Raw genomic sequence first — 16479 nt, 5'->3', positions numbered from 1 at the left:
CAACGACGACAGTCACCTCCTCGGATCCGCCGTGGGGAACTCTAGAATCGGACGGCTTGACCCGGGCCCCGGCGCAAGGGGAGGGCGGTCGCCGATATGGGGGGCATCTACGTGTGGGGATTTCTCATCGTCGTCGTGATCGGGGCGGGGCTCATCACCGCCGGCGCGGTCTGGAAGGGGCGGGCGGTACGGCCGTTCGCCGCCTCGCGCGCCCGGTCGGTGGCCCGGCGGGAGTACGCCCGCGACCTGCGGCGCGCCGCCGACGTCGTGATCGCGGCGGCGCGCCGGTCCGCAGGTGAGGGCGAACCGGCGATCGTCACCGTCGAGGCGGTGGTCCTGACGGTCCGGGAGCGCTACGGGTACGCCGTGGTGGAGAGGCAGCACGCGGCGGCGGCGCTGCGCCGCCGGTTCGAGCACCGGCGGTGCGCGGTCGACTGTGTCACGGACGCCTACGGGTGAGGGTCCGCTCCGGGTGCGGGCGTTCCCTGGTGGTAGTACATCCGCAGGCCCGAGCCGGCCGGGGCGCCCGGGTCGCGGCGCCAGAGCGAGCTGCGCCTGACCCTGCGGCCGTCGAGGAGCGTCTCGTAGGTGAGGTGGACGACCCCGGGGGCGAGCAGGACCCCGGTGAATGCCTCCGGCTCGTGACGCGGACCGCCCTCGGTGCCGCCGGCCATCTCCGGCAGGCCGGCGAGCATCTCCTCGTAGGTCCAGCGCCGGCCGGAGGCGCCGACCTCGACGAACTCCGGGTCGAGCAGCGGGGCGGCGAGCGTCCGTGAGGCACGTACCGCGGGGTCCATGAGCCGCAGCTCACCGGCGACGGCCGCGGCGACATCCGGCTCGCGGAACGTCTGCGGCGCATGCGGGGGGTGCCCCTGGGGGACGCTCACGGCGTTCACTCCCCCGTCGCGCCGTCGAGGCGTTCGCGCAGCAGGTCGGCGTGCCCGTTGTGCCGCGCGTACTCCTCGATCATGTGGGCGAGGACGTAGCGCAGGGAGTACGTCTCCTCCCCGCCGGTCCCGGTGACGTCGAGGGATTCGGCCGCGTCCACGATCGCGCGGGCGCGGGCGCACTCCTCCCGCCAGACGGTGAACGCCTCGTCGACGTCGGCCCCGTCCACGTCGAAGCCGAACCGGTCGGTGGAGCCGGGCGGAGCCCAGGGGCTGCGGCTCCGCTCGCCTCCCAGGGTGTTGCGGAACCAGCCGCGCTCGACCTCGGCGGCGTGACGGACGAGTCCAAGGAGGGAGAGCCCCGAGGGAGGGATCGCCCGCTCCCGCAGCTGGTCCGGCGTGAGTCCCGCGCACTTCAGGGCGAGGGTGTCGCGCTGGAAGTCCAGCATGGCCGTGAGAGTGGCGCGTTCTCCCGCGGCGTGCGGGACGGGCGTGCGGTGATCTTGCAAGGTCATGCGGGCATTGTGCCCTCGTCGGCCGCCGGACGCCCCGGGGTTTCCCACGGCGTCCACCAGGGTGGCCCCGGCCGGGCGGCCAGGGGTCCTCCCGGGGCGTCGGCCGACGCCACCCCGGGGGCCGCCCGTCAGCCGGTGGGCTTGGCGTAGTCGCCGAAGCCCGACCAGTCGACGACCACGCAGGCGTCGTCGCCGAGCACCCAGGCGTCGTGACCGGGCGTGACCTCCATGAAGTCCCCGGCGCCGAACTCCGTCGACTCGCCGTCGTCCATGACGACCTTCATCCGGCCGCTGACCACGTAACCGACGTGCGCCGCCTGGCAGCTGTCCGTGCCGGCGATCGGCTTCACGTGCTCGGACCACTGCCAGCCCGGTTCGAACACGGCACGGCCGACCGAACCGTTCCCGCTGGTGATCAGGTCGAGCCTGCCCTTGCCGTCCTCGAAGGGACGGGTCTCGTCCGCTGAGTCGAAGCTTTTCCGTACGATCCCGCTCATCATCCGCTCCCGGCGGTGGAGATCGGACCCCGAGTCCTCTTCCAGGTTACGCCGGGATGCCGTCGTCCACCGCACCCGGCCTGGCCCGCATACGGTCGACCCCTGTTTTGCGCGTATTCGTCAGGGACAGATCTACACATAAAGGCCATATAAGCGCACAATGAGACAGCGGTGTCGTTCGCCGCGAACGGTCAGACGTGCAGGACGCCATAAGGAGGCGAGTCGTATGGCCGACGTTTCGCACCGTCCCGGTGACATCGCGGGACACCCGGACGCGCCCGAGATGCGGGACCGATATGCCCGCATGCTGGGAACCCGAGGTGTCGCGGCAGTCGAGGAACTCGTGATCCTCGCCGGTGTCTATGCCGCGATCTCCCCATGGACGGTCCACTTCTCCGCGACCCAGCCCGCATTGGCCGTCACCAACCTGGTCGTCGGCATCGCCCTCGCGGTCCTCGGCCTGTGCATGTCGATGGTTCCGGAGCGGTCGCAGGACCTGAACTTCGTCGTCCTGCTGATGGGCGCATGGCTGATCATCGCCCCTTGGGTGGCCGGCCAGAGCCCCGACACCGGAACCGTCCTCAGCAACGTGATCACCGGTGCGTGCGTCTGCCTGTTCTCCCTGACGGCCGGCGGACTGCTCATGAGCAAGAGGAGGACGTGACCGTTCTGATCACCCCTCCCGGAAGGGAGGCAGGCCGGCCCCGGCCGACTGCGTGGCCCCTGGAAGGAACTCCTTCCAGGGGCCTTCCGCATGCCGGGCCGCACGGGGCACGCATAGAGCCGGTACGGCGCGTTCGACCGCGCCGCCTTGTGCAGGATGGCGCACGACCGGGGTCCGTGACCGCGCCTAGCCTCGCCGCAACGGCACCAACGAGGGGCGGCACCACCGGTGAACTGGCACATCCACGACTACCGCGAGAGCGATCTCGCCGCCGTCGTCCATCTGATCGACACCACCGCCGAACTCGGGCAGGAGTCCGTGTTCTCCCTGGCCGAGTGCATCGGGGCCCTGACCACGCGCCAGCCGGCCGTGGTCGCCGTCCACCAGGGCGTGCCCATCGGGGCGGCGCTCGCCTGTGTGTCCGGCGAACGGGCGTGGGTCATGCGGATCGCGATCTCCTCGGCCTGGCGCGGCCGTGGACTCGCCAGCGCCCTCCTCGTGGAGCTGGAGCGGCGGCTCGTCGCCGCCCGGGTCGGGCGGATCGCGTACGTCCTGCCCGAGGAGGAACTCCTCGGTGAGGGTCTCCTGAACGCCGGGTACACCCGTCAGCCGGCCGTCGCGTACTTCGAGAAGGTGGAGCCGCTGCACGGACCGGCCGCCGGACTCCTCGACGACCTGGGCGGCCGGCTGCTCCCCGGCGACCTGTGGGCCAAGGTCGCCGGGATGGAGCGGGAGAAGGATCTGATCGAGCGCCGGGTCGTGCTGCCGCTCGCGGAGCCGGAACGGGCCGGCCGACACGGGGTGCGACCGCCGCGCGCGGTCTGCCTGTTCGGCCCGCCGGGCACCGGCAAGACCACGTTCGCCCGCGGCATCGCCTCACGTCTCGGCTGGCCGTTCGTGGAGATCCTGCCGTCCCGCCTGGCCGACGAGGGGAACCTCGCCGCGGCCCTGCGGTCCGCGTTCGCGCGGATCGCCGAGCTGGAACGGGTCCTCGTCTTCATCGACGAGGTCGAGGAGATCGCCCCGGTGCGTTCGGAGCCCGCGCAGCCCGGCGGCATGCACGGGGTGACCAACGAACTCCTCAAGCTGATACCGGGCTTCCGCGAGCGGGACGAGCGGCTGCTCGTCTGCGCGACGAACTCGATCCGTTCCCTCGACCCGGCCTTCCTGCGCCCCGGGCGCTTCGACTACCTCATCCCCATCGGTACGCCGGACAAGGCGGCGCGGGCCGCGATCTGGGCCCGGTACACGGACGGCCGCGCGGACGTCGACATCGACGAACTGGTGCTCGCGAGCGAGCTGTTCACGCCCGCCGACATCGAGCACGCGGCGCGGATCGCCGCCCAGTCCTCGTTCGAGCGGGACCTGCTCGCCGTCGGCGGGCGGGGCGGTGACGGTCCGGCGCCGGGGGCGAGCACCGCGGACTACCTGGAGGCCATCGGGGAGTGCCGTCCGACGGTGACCCCGGATATGGTCGAGCAGTTCGCGTCGGACATCACGACACACGCCCGGACCTGATGGTGAACTCCGCCCTGGCCAGGTCCAGTTCGGCGCGGTCGGGCGGGAGGGCCCCGGCCCGCGAGACGGTCACGGCCGCCGCCGCGCCCGCCGTCCGCAGCAGTTCCGCGAGGTGGTCGGCGTCGAGTCCGCCCAGAGCCTCCCGGCCCCGCCCGGCGAGGGTGTCGAGGACGGCGGACATGAAGGAGTCGCCCGCCCCGACGGTGTCGACGACGGCGACCGGGGGCGCGTCGGCGGTGACCGTCTCGCGCCGGGTGACCGCGAGCGAGCCGGCCGCGCCACGGGTGACCAGGACGACGGCCGGGCCGAGCGTCAGCCAACGGGCGGCGACCGTGCGCGGGTCCTCGCCGGGGTACAGCCACGCCAGGTCCTCGTCGCTGGCCTTCACGAGGTCGCTGAGGGCGACGCACCGCTCGACGCGGGCGACGGCCGCGCCGTGCTCGCCCATCAGCGCGGGCCGTACGTTCGGGTCGTAGCTGACGGTGGCCCGGGCCCTGAGCCGCTCGGTCTCGGCGAGGACGGTGGCGGCGCCGGGGGCCGTGACGGCGGCGATCGACCCGATGTGGACATGGGCGGGCACGAGGTCGGCCGGTGCGCCCGCCGTGAGTGTCCAGGCGATGTCGAAGGTGTACGTGGCCGTGCCCTGGGCGTCGAGCCCGACGACCGCCGACGGGGTGCGCTCGGGGGCGTCGCCGGCCTCCACCCGTACGCCCGCCGCCGTGAGGTGCTCCCCGACGAGCCGGCCGGTGGGGTCGTCGGCGAGCTGCGTGAGCAGGGTGACGTCACGGCCGAGGCGGCCGAGGCCGAAGGCGACGTTGGCGGGGCTGCCGCCCGGGTGGACCCGGTCCGCGCCGCCCGAGCCGGCGGGGGCGCGGACGATGTCGGCGACGCACTCGCCGATCACCAGGAAGGACATGGGTCGGAGCTCCTCGTCGTAGGCGTCCTGCTGGGGCGGGGGCGAACCGCAGATGGTACGCGGCCCCGTGCCGCACCGGGACGGGGATCCGTGGAGTCAGGCCCGGTGGCGCCGGTAGAGCACCTGGTGGGCGTCCCACTCCACGAAGGACTCGGCGTACCGCAGGCCGATGGCCTCCAGGAGCCGGCGGGAGCGGCGGTTTCCCTCCTGGGTGACGGCCACGACGCTCGGCGTGCCCTCCAGGGTCCTCTCGGCGACGGCGCCGACCGCCTCCCGCGCGTAACCCGTCCCCCAGTGCTCGGGCAGGAACAGGTACGACAGTTCCGTCTCCCCGCCCCGCGCGTCCGGCTCCACCGCGACCAGGCCGAGCACGACGCCGTCCTCGGAGCGGACCACGGCGTGGAATCCGGGCGCCCCGACGATCCGGCGCCGCCGGATCCGGATGACGGACTCGATGACGGGGCCGCCGAGGTGGCGCCGTACGACGGGGTCGGTCCACAGGCGGGTCACGGCGTCCAGGTCGGCTTCCTGGACCGGCCGCAGAAGCAGGCGCCCGGTGCTGAACGACCCGGCCGGCGCGGTCGGCGCGGGAGCCGGGGCGGAGTGCGGGGGGATGGCCACGCCTCCGATCATCTCAGGGCCCACGGCTCCGCCGGCGGCGAGTCGCCCGGCCTCAGGGCCATTTCGGCCGACGGGCGGCGGGGCGTTCCGTGCTCAGTCGGCCATGCGGCGGGTCAGCGCCGCCAGGGCGCCGGGGCGGCGGCCCGGGACCCGCTGCCGCAGGGCGATGAGGGCGGGGCCGAGGGCGCGGGCCCGCGCCCGGTCGCCGATACGCTCCCACTGGTGGTGGGCCCGGTCCACGGCTCCTTCGACGTCGGGGTCGTCCGCCGGCTGCCGCAGTGCGAGCCGGGCCTCGGCGGCGGCGAGCCACAGTTCGCAGCTTCGGGCGGGTTCCCCGGCGAGGCGGGCGAGGTCGGCCCGTACCTCCGTCCAGTGGACGGCCTCCGGGGACCGGGGTCCGTGGCGGCGGAGGGCCTCGCGCTCCCACGCCGCGGCCACCGCCGCCGCCTCTCCGTGTCGTCCGGCCGTGGCCGCGGCCAGGATCGCGGGGTGCGGGTCCTGCTCCACGGCCGGGGCGGGCGCGGGCGCGAGGAGGAGCGACTCCGGTGCGAGGGTGGCGGCGTGGGCGGCGGACTCCGCGTGGAGCGTGTCGTACGGGAGCCGCGCGCCGGAACGCCAGAGCTCCGCCCAGGACCGCAGATAGGCGGGGGCCAGGGGCTCACCGCGCCGGGGGGCGGGGGTCACCCGCCCGTAGAGGTGCGGTCCTGGCCCCAGGGTGAGCAGGCCGGGTGCGGTGGTGAGGCGCTGCCACACCTCGGGGTCCGCCGCGAGGTCGGCGACGACGGTGGTGGTGCCGGGGGCCCGTACCGCGAGTTCGCCGGCGAGCCAGTGCCAGGGCAGCGCCGTGTAGCGGAGGGTGGCGGGGGTGGAGCGCGCGAGGGCCAGGTGCGGCAGTTGCTGGCGGCGGTCGAGGTGCAGTTGCCCCGCGAGGCAGACGAGCAGCGGACCGGGGCTCGCCGCAGCGGCGCGCAGGCGGGTGAGCACGGTCTGCGGGTCGAGCGGATCGGCGAGTTCGACGAGGGTGGCGGTGGTGGTGCCGGTGAGGACCCCGGGCGGCACGGCGGCGAGGGCCGGCAGGACGGAGGCGGCGTCCATGGCGCGCCCCCGCCCTGCGGGCGCCACCGCGAGCAGAAAGGCGGTGCCCGTCGTACCCGTCGCCGCTCCCGTGCCCGCACCGCCCGTGGCCGCCGTGCGCGTGCCCACCGTGCCGATTCCGTCGTCGTTCACCACCCCCGCACCGTAACGCGTCGTCCCCTGGCCGGTAATCGCCGGGCCTTTGACATATGCCAGAAGCACCACCGGATCGAGTGTTGCCAAATCCCTTACGAGCCCTCCCGGGCTGTGCAACAGTCGTATCCGGGCCTGCCTTTCACCTCAGCCTGGCCGTGCCGCGCCTGTATCGGAGTACGACATGCCGTCCCCCCTGTTCGCGGACCGTCCCGCCCAGCAGCCGGAGCCGGGCGCGGTGGACGCGCTGATCTCACAGACCCGCCGTCTGCGCGGCGGCCTCGTCGCCGTACGCCGGGACGCCGTGGTGGACGACGACGACCCGCAGCAGCGCTGGCAGCGCGCCCTCTACGACCTGGCGGTCAGCCAACTCGACGACCTGGGCGCCCAGTTGGGACAGCTCCGGGCGGGCGTCCCGGAGCAGACCACGCAGGAGCCCAGCGCCGCCGAGGCCGTCCTCGACACGGGCCTCGCGACCGACCCCGGCACCGCGTACGGCGAGATCCCGCCGGCGCGCACCGGCTCGCTCCTCTCCCGCGTCGGCAGCGCCGAATGGAACCTGCTCACCGACGAGGTCAGCTGGTCCGAAGAGCTGTTCCAGATCTTCGGACGTACGCGCGAGAGCGGACCGATGTCGCTCGACGAGATGCCCACGATGGTCTTCGCCGAGGACCAGCCCGTACTGCAGGGCCTGGTGACGGACTGTCTGATCGACGGCAAGCCGATCGACGGCGAGTTCCGGATCGTCCGGACCGACGGGCGGGTGCGCACGGTGCACATGACGGGCGAGCCCGTCCTCGACGCCGACGGCTGCACCGCCTCGATGTGGGCGGTCCTCCGTGACGTCAGCGAACTGCGGCGCGGACAGCGGGCGGTCAGGGAGAGCCGGGACACCCTGGAGCGCAGCCGGCACATCGAGCAGACCGAGCGCCGGGTCGCCGTCGAGCTCCAGGAGGCGGTGCTCCCGCCGTGGCGCGGCTCCCTCCGCTTCGCCCACGACGGCCCCGCCCCCCTCGACGTGGCGGCCCACTACCTCCCGGCCGCCAGTACCGGCCTCATCGGCGGCGACTGGTACGACGCGCTCGCCCTCCCCGACGGGGACGCGCTGCTCACCGTCGGTGACCTGACGGGCCACGGGGTAGCCGCGACCTCCTCGATGGCCATGCTGCTCGGCGCGCTGCGCGGGATGGCGGTCGCCGGGATCCGCCCCGCCGCCCTGATGACCCACCTCAACCAGCTCCTGGACGCCTCCGTGCAGCCCGCGCTCGGCAGCGCGATGTGCTGCCGCTACCACCCGGTCGCCCAGACGCTGACCTGGGCGCAGGCCGGTCACCCCGCCCCGCTGCTGTTCCGCGACGGGACGGGGCACGTGCTCCGTCGGCCCGAGGGGGTGCTCCTCGGGGCGACGACCGGGGCGGTGTACGGCGAGGCCGAGACCCGGCTGCTCCCCGGCGACCTGCTCGTCCTGCACACCGACGGACTGACCCGTGGCAGCGGTACGGGCGACGACACCGGCGCGCGACGGCTGCTCGCCCTCGGCCACCGGCTCGCCGGGGCGCGGGACGCCCAGGACGGTGTGCGCGCGGTGGTCGAGGAGTTCGGGCAGGAGCCGCGCGAGGACGACGCCTGTGTGATGGTGGTCCGGGTCGGCCGCTGAGGCTCCCGACGACGTCCGCCTGCCGACGCCCTCGTGCGGGCGCCCTCGTCCGGAGGTCGTTCGGGGCCGGGGCCCCGCTCAGGCCTGGCCCGCCCTCGGCCGGTTGACCGGGGACTGCGGCAGGGCCTCCGCGATCTCCTGGCGCAGGTGCTCGATCCTCGTGTAGCCGGCGTACTGCCCGGTGAGCCGGTACATCTCCCGCAGCCGGTCCCAGGTGCGGTGGGACGAGGTCTCCCCCATGGACATCAGCGCGAGCCGGGCGTACCGGTCGGCCTGCTCCGGGTCGTCGGCGATGAAGCAGGCCGAGGCGAGCGAGATGTGGTCGAAGAGTTTCGAGCGGTCGTGGCCGTCGTGCCGCAGTTCGATCGCCAGCCTGGCGTGGCGCTGGGCGGGGACGGCCGCGGTCGGGTCGTGATCGGCGAGGGTGCGGTAGGCGAGGGCCTGCATGCCGTGCATGTCGGCCTCGTCGAAGTTCTGCATCCAGCTCGGAGTCTTCTCGTCGCGCCGGTCGGACACGAACAGTTCCTCGGCCTCGCCGAGGGTGCGGCGCATGGCCTGCCCGCGGCCCATCGAGGCCTGCGCCCAGGCCTCGATCGTGTGGAACATGGCCCGGGTCCGGGGCAGCAGCCGTTCGCCCGAGCCGTCCTTGGCCAGCTTCATCAGGTCGAGGGCGTCGTCGGGCCTGCCCAGGTGCACCATCTGCCGGGCGGCTCGGGACAGTGCCTCGCCGGCCCGGGGCCGGTCGCCGCCCTCGCGGGCCGCGTGCGCGGCGATCACGAAGTACTTCTGCGCCGTGGGTTCGAGGCCCACGTCGTGCGACATCCAGCCGGCGAGGACGGCCAGGTTGGCGGCGACGCCCCACAGGCGCCGCTGGAGGTGGTCGGCGTGACGGTAGGCGAGCATGCCGCCCACCTCGTTGAGCTGGCCCACCACCGCCTTGCGCTGGAGACCGCCGCCACGGGAGGCGTCCCAGCGGCGGAACACCTCCACGGAGGCCTCCAGGGCCTCGATCTCCTGGGACCCGATGGGGGCGGCTTCGTAGCGGTCGAACCCGGCGGGATCGACATGGAGGGGATCGGTGGCCCGCTGGGGGGCGGACTGGCGTGAGGGGTCGGTCTGCAGCCAGTCGTGCATGGCGTTGCTGAGTACGGAGCCGGCGGCAAGCGCGGCACCCGCGCCCACCAGGCCGCGTCGGTTGAGCATGAGGTCCATTCCCGTGAATTCGGTGAGGACCGCCGCCGTACGATCGGGTGCCCACGGCAGCCCGTCAGGGTTCTCCGTCTTCCTGACGTCCTGCCGTCTTCCTGAGCGCCCGTGTCGTACGAACCCGAGGTCCTCGATGGTCACGACACGGCCGAGTCGCTCGGTGAACAGTGCTGCCAGCACCCGGGGGACGGGATCGCGCGGCGTCTCACCGCGGTCGATCCAGCGCCGGACCCGCGAGGTGTCGGTCGCCAGCTGGGGGTGGCCCATGGCCGCCGCCTGCCGGTTGACGAGTCTCGCGAGTTCGCCCTTGGACCAGCCGGCCAGGCCGAACAGGTCTGCCAGGCGGGTGTTGGTTTGTCCGGTCACGTCTAAGCCCCCAGGTTCTCGGCTGAGTTGACAGTAACCCCCTGTCATAGGGCTGGCGACTATTCGCCAGGGTTCGCCAGGGTGCGCCCGATGTTCCGCCACCCGCGCCCGGGTGTCAGGTAGGAACGCGCCACCCCGCCCCGCCGACCGGCCCTCATTCCCCAGGGTGCGGACCGGGGGCGGGCGGGGCGACGCACGCAACTCGTCGGCACACGAAGGGATCTGTCACCTCCATGTACACAGCATCGTCCTCCGTGTCCGCCCCGCCCCGGCCGCAGCACCGCATCGTCCCGGCCGGTGCCGGACCCTACCTCGCTCCCGCGCCCCAGGCCGTCCGGCCGCGGCGCTGGACGGGCGGCACCGGCACCCAGCCGATCAGCGGACGCATCGACCTTTCGGGCCCGCAGGGGGCGCAGCTGAAGAGGGCGATCGCCTCGGTCCACCGCATCTGCCCGGAGTTCAACCCGGTGCAGGTGCTGCGGCGCAGCGGACGTTCCGTACTGATCGTCGGCACGACCGGGCGGACCACGGCGGTCGCGAAGTGTTTACTGGACCACTCCCCCGCGTGGGTCGAGCGGTTCCAGCACGAGATAGCGTCCTACCGCTCCTTCGTCCGCCACCGTCCGCCGGTGCGGGCGCCCCGGCTGATCGCCGCGGACCCGGAGAACTGCACGCTGGTGATCGAACGGATGCCCGGACGGGCGGCGGCGCTCTCGCGCCACCCCGTCGAGGCGCCGCCCCGGGCCGACGTGCGGGCCGTGCTCGGGGCGATCGCCCGGCTCAACGCCTGGCGGCCGCCGGCCGGGACCTTCGACGCCCCGCTGGACTACGGCACCCGGATCGCGCGCTACCACGAGCTCGGGCTCTTCACCGACCGGGACCGGGACGACCTGCAGAAGCTGCTGCACGGTCTGGCGCAGGCGGGCGGCCGTCAGGGCATGGGCCAGTTCTGTCACGGTGACGCCCTGCTCCCCAACATCCTCCTCTCCCCCACGGGGCCGGTCCTCGTCGACTGGGAGCACGCGGGGTGGTACCTCCCGGGGTACGACCTGGCGACGCTGTGGGCGGTGCTCGCCGACGCGCCGCTCGCCAGGCGCCAGATCAGCCAGCTCGCCCAGCAGGCGGGCCCGGCGTCCCGGGACGCCTTCCTGGTGAACCTGATGATCGTGCTGACGCGGGAGATCCGTACCTATGAGACGGCGGTGCAGCGCACCATGAAGGAGGCTCCGCCGGCCGGCTCCGTGCCGGTGCCCACGGGGGCGCTCGCCCCCGGTGAGGAACAGCGGCTGCTCCTGAGGCGGCTGCACGACGACTGCGCCATGGCACGGCGGGCCGTGCGCGCGGCGGTCGGGACGCGCTGAAGGACGGGCCCGGCCGACGAAACGGGGGGTGCGCCGTGCGCCCGGTGCCGACACACCGGGACGCGGCGCACCGGCTTGTGCCGCGGCGGTCAGTGGTCCACTCCACTGACGGGTCCCAGGCCGGGGACCCGTCTCCGCGAAACTCCTCCCAATGGCCTCCATTTCTGCTCTGACGTGCGAACTTGCTTTCAGAGAGGTGTGATTGACGGATCGTCCGGGAGCCGATACCCCTGTACGGGTTCGGTCCCGCACGCCCCGTGTCACCCCCCGCCCCTGGAGGCTGCCTTGCTCCGTTCCGCGTCCCTCGGACGTCCGCCGTCCCCCCGTCTGCCCAGAGCCGTCGGCGTGCTGGCGTCCGCGGCCCTGCTGCTCCCGCTGTTGTCCGCCGCGCCTCCGGCCGGTGCCGACGTGCCCGACGCGGGATCCCTCCAGGGGCAGTTCGCCCGGGCGGCCGCGCGCCACGGCGTCCCGGAGAGCGTGCTGCTCGCCGTCTCGTACCTCCAGTCGCGCTGGGACGGCCACGGCGGTGCGCCGAGTGTGACCGGCGGGTACGGGCCGATGCATCTGACGGACGCCGTGACGGCCCTCGCCGGGGCCGCGCCGCACCACTCGGAGGGTGAGGAGGATCCGCGCGGCGACGCCTCGCGCGCGGTGCGTTCCGGCGCCGAGGTGCCGGTCCCGGCGGCGGAGTCGCTGCCGCCGCGGCTGCGGACCCTGGAGCGGGCGGCCGCGCTGTCGGGGATCGCGGCCGAGGAGCTGCGTACCGACGCGGCGGCGAACATCGAGGGCGGGGCGGTCCTGCTCGCCGCCGCACAGCGGGAGGCCGGACTGCCGGCGAGCACGGACCCGGCCGACTGGTACGGGGCGGTGGCGCGGTACTCCGGCGCGGACGACTCGGCTACGGCGACGACGTACGCGAACGACGTGTTCGACCTGATCCGGAGCGGGGAGTCGCGGACGACGGACAGCGGGCAGGTGGTGACGCTCCCGGCCGCGCCCGCGGTGGCGCCCGCCACGGAGCAGGTGACCGCACTCGGGCTGCGCCCGCCGGCCGCCGGCCCCGTGGAGTGTCCGCGCTCGGTGGCCTGCGAGTGGATCCCCGCGCCGTACGAGGAGTTCGGCGACGGCGACTACGGCAACCACGACAAGGCGGAACGGCCCTCCTCCCAGTCGATCGACTACATCGTCATCCATGACACCGAGGCCGTCTGGGACGTCACCCTGAAGCTGGTGCAGGACCCGACGTACGTGTCCTGGCAGTACTCGCTGCGCTCCTCCGACGGGCACATCGCCCAGCACCTGCCGCTCAAGGACGTCGGCTGGCACGCGGGCAACTGGTTCCTGAACGCCAAGTCGGTGGGCCTCGAACACGAGGGCTTCCTCACCTCGCCGGACTCCTGGTACACGGAGGCGATGTACCGGACGTCGGCGCGGCTCGTGCGGTACCTCGCCGCGCGCTACGACATCCCGCTCGACCGGCAGCACGTCCTGGGGCACGACAACGTGCCGGGCACGGTGACGTCCACTATCAGGGGCATGCACACGGACCCGGGGCCGTACTGGGACTGGGCGCACTACTTCCGGCTCCTGGGCCGTCCGATCACACCGAGCGCCGGGCCGGACGCCGCGGTGGTGACGATCCGGCCCGAGTACAGCGCCCATCAGCCGGTGTACACGGGCTGCGCGGTGGCGGGTCAGGCGTGTGCGCCGCACGGGAGCGGGGCGGTGCGTCTGCACACCGCGCCGAGCGCCGACGCGCCCCTGGTGAAGGACATCGGTCTGCGGCCGGGCGGTCAGGACTCGACGACCGGGGTCAACGACACCGGGGCGCGTGCCTCCACGGGGCAGAGCTACGCGGTCGCGGAGCGCAGGGGCGACTGGACGGCGGTCTGGTACCTGGGGCAGAAGGCGTGGTTCCACAATCCGGGGAAGGAGCCGACCGCGGTGAACGCGCGGGGGCTCGTCCTGACCCCCCGGGAGGGTCTCGCCTCGGTGCCGGTGTACGGACGGGCCTATCCGGAGGCCTCGGCGTATCCGGCGGGTGTGCCGGTGCAGGCGGTGTCGCCCCTGCCGTACCGGCTGCTCGCCGGTCAGCGGTACGTGGTGGGGGGCCGGACCCCGGGCGAGTACTACTTCGCGCCGGTGTTCGACAGCAGCGGGCACACGGTCGTGCGCGGCCAGGAGGAGTACTACCAGATCCAGTTCGGCCATCGGGTGGCCTTTGTGAAGGCGGCTGACGTGCGGGTCTCCCGGGCCTGACGGAGACGTGGCCGAAAGACGCGGGGCGGTGCCGGAGGAGCGTTCCAGCACCGCCCTTTCGGCGTTCATAGGACTATTCAAGAGATCGCCTGCGCCGTACGAACGACGGGTAAAGGTGGGCCGGACACAGCACTTGCTCACCGGAAGGCCCCTCCGCACATGCCTCAGCCCTTCGTCATGCCGGATTTCTATGTTCCGTATCCGGCTCGGCTCAATCCCCACGTGGAGACCGCCCGCACGCACACCCGGGACTGGGCGCGGGAGATGGGGATGCTGGAGGGCTCGGGCGTCTGGGAACAGCACGACCTCGACTCCCACGACTACGCGCTGCTCTGCGCGTACACCCACCCCGACTGCGACGCGCAGGCCCTCGACCTCGTCACGGACTGGTACACCTGGGTGTTCTTCTTCGACGACCACTTCCTGGAGGTCTTCAAGCGGACCCAGGACCGGGCGGGCAGCAAGGCGTACCTGGACCGGCTGCCCCTGTTCATGCCGGCCGACCCGGCGACGGGCATGCCCGAGCCCACCAACCCCGTCGAGGCCGGGCTCGCCGACCTCTGGCGGCGGACCGTTCCCTCGATGTCCGACGGCTGGCGGGTGCGGTTCGCCGAGGCGACCGAGCACCTGCTGTACGAGTCGCTGTGGGAGCTCGACAACATCAACGGGGGGCGCGTCGCCAACCCCGTCGAGTACATCGAGATGCGCCGCAAGGTGGGCGGCGCGCCCTGGTCGGCGGGGCTCGTCGAGTACGCGGCGGGGGCCGAGGTCCCCGACCGGGTGGCGTACTCCCGGCCGCTCCGCGTCCTCAGGGACGCCTTCTCCGACGCCGTGCACCTGCGCAACGACCTCTTCTCGTACCAGCGCGAGGTGGAGGACGAGGGCGAGAACAGCAACGGCGTCCTCGTCCTGGAGCGGTTCCTCGGCTGTACGACCCAGGAGGCGGCGAACGCCGTCAACGATCTGCTGACCTCACGGCTCCAGCAGTTCGAGAACACGGCCCTGACCGAGGTTCCGCTGCTCGCCGCCGAGCAGGGCCTGGGCCCGGAGGAGTGCGCGGCCGTGGTGGCGTACGCCAAGGGGCTGCAGGACTGGCAGTCCGGCGGCCATGAGTGGCACATGCGCTCCAGCCGGTACATGAACGAGGGCATGGCCGCCGTGCCCTCGCGGCTCGACGGGGTGCTCGGCACCTCCGCCCTCGACGTCCGCACCCTGTTCGGGCGCCCGGCCGCCTCCAGGCTCCGGACGCTCACCCATGTGCCGCACCAGCGCGTGGGGCCCTCGCTGCTGCCGGAGTTCGACCTGCCGTACCCGCTGACGCTCAGCCCGCACCACCAGGAGGCGAAGCGGCGCTCCGAGGACTGGGCGGAGCGGATGGGGTTCCTGGACGACATCTGGGACCGTCCGATGATGGACGGCTTCGACCTCGCGCTCTGCTCGGCGGGGCTCGACCCGGACGCCACCCTGGAGGAGCTGGAGCTCAGCGCCGAGTGGCTGACCTGGGGGACGTACGGGGACGACTACTACCCCCTCGTCTTCGGGCGGCCGCGTGACCTGGCGGGCGCGAAGCGGCTCACCGAGCGGCTCAAGTCGTGCATGTCGGTGGAGGATCCGGCGGCCGGGCGGGCGCTCGCCTCCCATCCCCTGGAGGTCTCGCTCGCCGACCTCTGGGCGCGCACGTCCGGCCCGATGGGTCCCGAGGCACGGGCCCAGCTCAGGGCCGCGCTCGACGCGATGCTGGACAGCTGGCTGTGGGAACTGCACAACCAGGCCCAGCACCGGGTGCCCGATCCGGTGGACTACATCGAGATGCGCCGGACCACGTTCGGCTCCGAGCTGACGATGCTGCTGTGCCGACTGCGGCACACCGAGGCCCTGCCGCCCGAGATCTACCGGACGGGCACGGTCCGTGCCCTGGAGCACTCGGTTGCGGACTACGCGGCGCTCCTCAACGACCTCTTCTCGTACCAGAAGGAGATCGAGGTCGAGGGCGAGGTGCACAACGGCGTGCTGGTCCTGCAGAAGTTCTTCGACTGCGACTACCCGACGGCGGCGGCGATGGTCGACGACCTGATGCGCGGACGGCTGCGCCAGTACGAGCACCTGAAGGAGACCGAAGTGCCGGTGCTCTACGCGGACTTCGGCCTCGATCAGAAGGGGCGGGCGGCCTTCGAGGCGTATCTGGGCGAGCTGGAGGACTGGCTCGCGGGCATCCTCAACTGGCACCGGAAGGTGCGGCGTTACCGCGCGGAGGACGTCCATGTCGGCAGCGGCACACCGCTGCTGGGGCGTGGCCCGACGGGGCTCGGCACCGCGGCCGCGCGGGTGGCCTCGGTGATCGGATCCGCGACGCGCTGACACCGGCGAGGGCCGTCCACGGGAGGTGTTCCCGTGGACGGCCCACGCGGGCGCTGCGGCTCAGGGGCGTCGGCCGCGCAGCTCGTCGAGTTCGCGGCGGTCGCGCTTGGTGGGGCGTCCGGCTCCCCGGTCGCGGACGGCGGCGACGGCCACGTGCTCGCGGGGCGGCGGGGGCGGGCTGTTGTCCACGTACGCCTCGACGGCGACCGGCGGGCCCACCCGCTTGGTGTGGAGCTCCTTGACCTCGACGATCCGCTCACGGCCGCCGTGGAAGAGCCTCACCTCGTCGCCGGGCTTCACCGGCTGGGCGGGCTTGGCCCGATCGCCGTTGACCTTGACGTGTCCGGCCCGGCACGCCGAGGCGGCCTGGGAGCGGGTCTTGGTGAGCCGGACCGCCCAGATCCAGCTGTCGACGCGTGCGCTCATC

The 16479-nt window shown here is 73.3% G+C and carries 15 protein-coding genes; 7 read left to right on the top strand and 8 right to left on the bottom strand.

Going from position 1 to position 16479, the window contains the following annotated elements; genetic code table 11:
* Window positions 1-96: 96 nt before the first annotated feature.
* Window positions 97-459 carry a hypothetical protein gene (locus ABZ567_RS23750; RefSeq protein ID WP_360793114.1) on the top strand — a complete coding sequence of 121 codons (363 nt, stop codon included), beginning with the start codon at window positions 97-99 and terminating at the stop codon, window positions 457-459.
* Here ABZ567_RS23750 and ABZ567_RS23745 read toward each other — a convergent pair.
* The 3 genes from ABZ567_RS23745 to ABZ567_RS23735 all read right to left on the bottom strand — a co-directional run bounded on the left by ABZ567_RS23745 (window position 450) and on the right by ABZ567_RS23735 (window position 1899).
* Entirely contained in the window at window positions 450-797 is a 348-nt protein-coding gene (locus ABZ567_RS23745; RefSeq protein WP_360793227.1) for a nuclear transport factor 2 family protein, read from the bottom strand. The two genes, ABZ567_RS23750 and ABZ567_RS23745, sit on opposite strands and share 10 nt — an antisense overlap.
* Window positions 798-892: 95 nt before the next feature.
* Window positions 893-1402 (bottom strand): DinB family protein, encoded by a 510-nt coding sequence (locus tag ABZ567_RS23740; protein ID WP_360793112.1) that lies wholly within the window; start codon window positions 1400-1402, stop codon window positions 893-895.
* A gap of 128 nt (window positions 1403-1530) precedes the next feature.
* On the bottom strand, window positions 1531-1899 hold the full coding sequence (locus tag ABZ567_RS23735) for a cupin domain-containing protein (protein ID WP_360793110.1): 369 nt from the start codon (window positions 1897-1899) through the stop codon (window positions 1531-1533).
* Between the two features lie 226 nt (window positions 1900-2125).
* Here ABZ567_RS23735 and ABZ567_RS23730 point away from each other — a divergent pair, with 226 nt between their 5' ends.
* Both ABZ567_RS23730 and ABZ567_RS23725 read left to right on the top strand, forming a co-directional pair.
* Window positions 2126-2563, top strand: a complete 438-nt coding sequence (locus ABZ567_RS23730; RefSeq protein WP_360793108.1) for an SPW repeat protein — start codon at window positions 2126-2128, stop codon at window positions 2561-2563.
* Between the two features lie 228 nt (window positions 2564-2791).
* On the top strand, window positions 2792-4081 hold the full coding sequence (locus tag ABZ567_RS23725) for a bifunctional GNAT family N-acetyltransferase/ATP-binding protein (RefSeq protein WP_360793106.1): 1290 nt from the start codon (window positions 2792-2794) through the stop codon (window positions 4079-4081).
* Here the strand turns inward: ABZ567_RS23725 and ABZ567_RS23720 are convergent.
* The 3 genes from ABZ567_RS23720 to ABZ567_RS23710 form a co-directional block, all read right to left on the bottom strand.
* Complete coding sequence (locus ABZ567_RS23720; protein WP_360793104.1) at window positions 4059-4997, bottom strand: carbohydrate kinase; 939 nt, start codon at window positions 4995-4997, stop codon at window positions 4059-4061. The two genes, ABZ567_RS23725 and ABZ567_RS23720, sit on opposite strands and share 23 nt — an antisense overlap.
* A 96-nt stretch (window positions 4998-5093) precedes the next feature.
* A complete protein-coding gene (locus ABZ567_RS23715) occupies window positions 5094-5618 on the bottom strand; it encodes a GNAT family N-acetyltransferase (protein WP_360793102.1) in 525 nt (174 codons plus the stop codon).
* 93 nt (window positions 5619-5711) lie between these two features.
* Window positions 5712-6713, bottom strand: coding sequence for a hypothetical protein (locus ABZ567_RS23710; protein ID WP_360793225.1), 1002 nt, complete (start codon window positions 6711-6713; stop codon window positions 5712-5714).
* A 316-nt stretch (window positions 6714-7029) separates the two neighbouring features.
* Here ABZ567_RS23710 and ABZ567_RS23705 point away from each other — a divergent pair, with 316 nt between their 5' ends.
* Window positions 7030-8502, top strand: coding sequence for a SpoIIE family protein phosphatase (locus ABZ567_RS23705; RefSeq protein ID WP_360793100.1), 1473 nt, complete (start codon window positions 7030-7032; stop codon window positions 8500-8502).
* 78 nt (window positions 8503-8580) lie between these two features.
* Here the strand turns inward: ABZ567_RS23705 and ABZ567_RS23700 are convergent, their stop codons facing one another.
* A complete protein-coding gene (locus ABZ567_RS23700) occupies window positions 8581-10074 on the bottom strand; it encodes a hypothetical protein (protein WP_360793097.1) in 1494 nt (497 codons plus the stop codon).
* 233 nt (window positions 10075-10307) lie between these two features.
* Here ABZ567_RS23700 and ABZ567_RS23695 point away from each other — a divergent pair, with 233 nt between their 5' ends.
* From ABZ567_RS23695 to ABZ567_RS23685, 3 genes are all read left to right on the top strand, one after another.
* Window positions 10308-11435 carry an aminoglycoside phosphotransferase family protein gene (locus ABZ567_RS23695; RefSeq protein ID WP_360793095.1) on the top strand — a complete coding sequence of 376 codons (1128 nt, stop codon included), beginning with the start codon at window positions 10308-10310 and terminating at the stop codon, window positions 11433-11435.
* A 345-nt stretch (window positions 11436-11780) separates the two neighbouring features.
* Window positions 11781-13694, top strand: coding sequence for an N-acetylmuramoyl-L-alanine amidase (locus ABZ567_RS23690; protein ID WP_360793093.1), 1914 nt, complete (start codon window positions 11781-11783; stop codon window positions 13692-13694).
* A 159-nt stretch (window positions 13695-13853) separates the two neighbouring features.
* Entirely contained in the window at window positions 13854-16052 is a 2199-nt protein-coding gene (locus ABZ567_RS23685; RefSeq protein WP_360793091.1) for a terpene synthase family protein, read from the top strand.
* Between the two features lie 60 nt (window positions 16053-16112).
* On the opposite strand, the gene ABZ567_RS23680 is transcribed toward ABZ567_RS23685, so the two are convergent.
* The gene (locus tag ABZ567_RS23680) at window positions 16113-16478 is read right to left on the bottom strand and encodes an RNA-binding S4 domain-containing protein (RefSeq protein ID WP_360793089.1); all 366 of its coding nucleotides are present in this window, start codon (window positions 16476-16478) and stop codon (window positions 16113-16115) included.
* Window position 16479: the final 1 nt, after the last annotated feature.

The sequence above is a fragment of the Streptomyces sp. NPDC016459 genome, assembly GCF_040632845.1.
In the GTDB taxonomy this organism is placed as follows: Bacteria; Actinomycetota; Actinomycetes; order Streptomycetales; family Streptomycetaceae; genus Streptomyces.
The sequence above is the reverse complement of the archived record's forward strand: the minus strand, read 5'-3'. Positions and strand labels throughout refer to the sequence as shown.

Excerpts from the sequence above, each read along its gene's own strand:
- ABZ567_RS23750 (WP_360793114.1), top strand. The coding sequence starts at position 97 with ATGGGGGGCATCTACGTGTGGGGATTTCTCATCGTCGTCGTGATCGGG.
- ABZ567_RS23745 (WP_360793227.1), bottom strand. The coding sequence starts at position 797 with ATGGACCCCGCGGTACGTGCCTCACGGACGCTCGCCGCCCCGCTGCTC.
- ABZ567_RS23740 (WP_360793112.1), bottom strand. The coding sequence starts at position 1,402 with ATGACCTTGCAAGATCACCGCACGCCCGTCCCGCACGCCGCGGGAGAA.
- ABZ567_RS23735 (WP_360793110.1), bottom strand. The coding sequence starts at position 1,899 with ATGAGCGGGATCGTACGGAAAAGCTTCGACTCAGCGGACGAGACCCGT.
- ABZ567_RS23730 (WP_360793108.1), top strand. The coding sequence starts at position 2,126 with ATGGCCGACGTTTCGCACCGTCCCGGTGACATCGCGGGACACCCGGAC.
- ABZ567_RS23720 (WP_360793104.1), bottom strand. The coding sequence starts at position 4,997 with ATGTCCTTCCTGGTGATCGGCGAGTGCGTCGCCGACATCGTCCGCGCC.
- ABZ567_RS23710 (WP_360793225.1), bottom strand. The coding sequence starts at position 6,713 with ATGGACGCCGCCTCCGTCCTGCCGGCCCTCGCCGCCGTGCCGCCCGGG.
- ABZ567_RS23705 (WP_360793100.1), top strand. The coding sequence starts at position 7,030 with ATGCCGTCCCCCCTGTTCGCGGACCGTCCCGCCCAGCAGCCGGAGCCG.
- ABZ567_RS23695 (WP_360793095.1), top strand. The coding sequence starts at position 10,308 with ATGTACACAGCATCGTCCTCCGTGTCCGCCCCGCCCCGGCCGCAGCAC.
- ABZ567_RS23685 (WP_360793091.1), top strand. The coding sequence starts at position 13,854 with ATGCCTCAGCCCTTCGTCATGCCGGATTTCTATGTTCCGTATCCGGCT.
- ABZ567_RS23680 (WP_360793089.1), bottom strand. The coding sequence starts at position 16,478 with ATGAGCGCACGCGTCGACAGCTGGATCTGGGCGGTCCGGCTCACCAAG.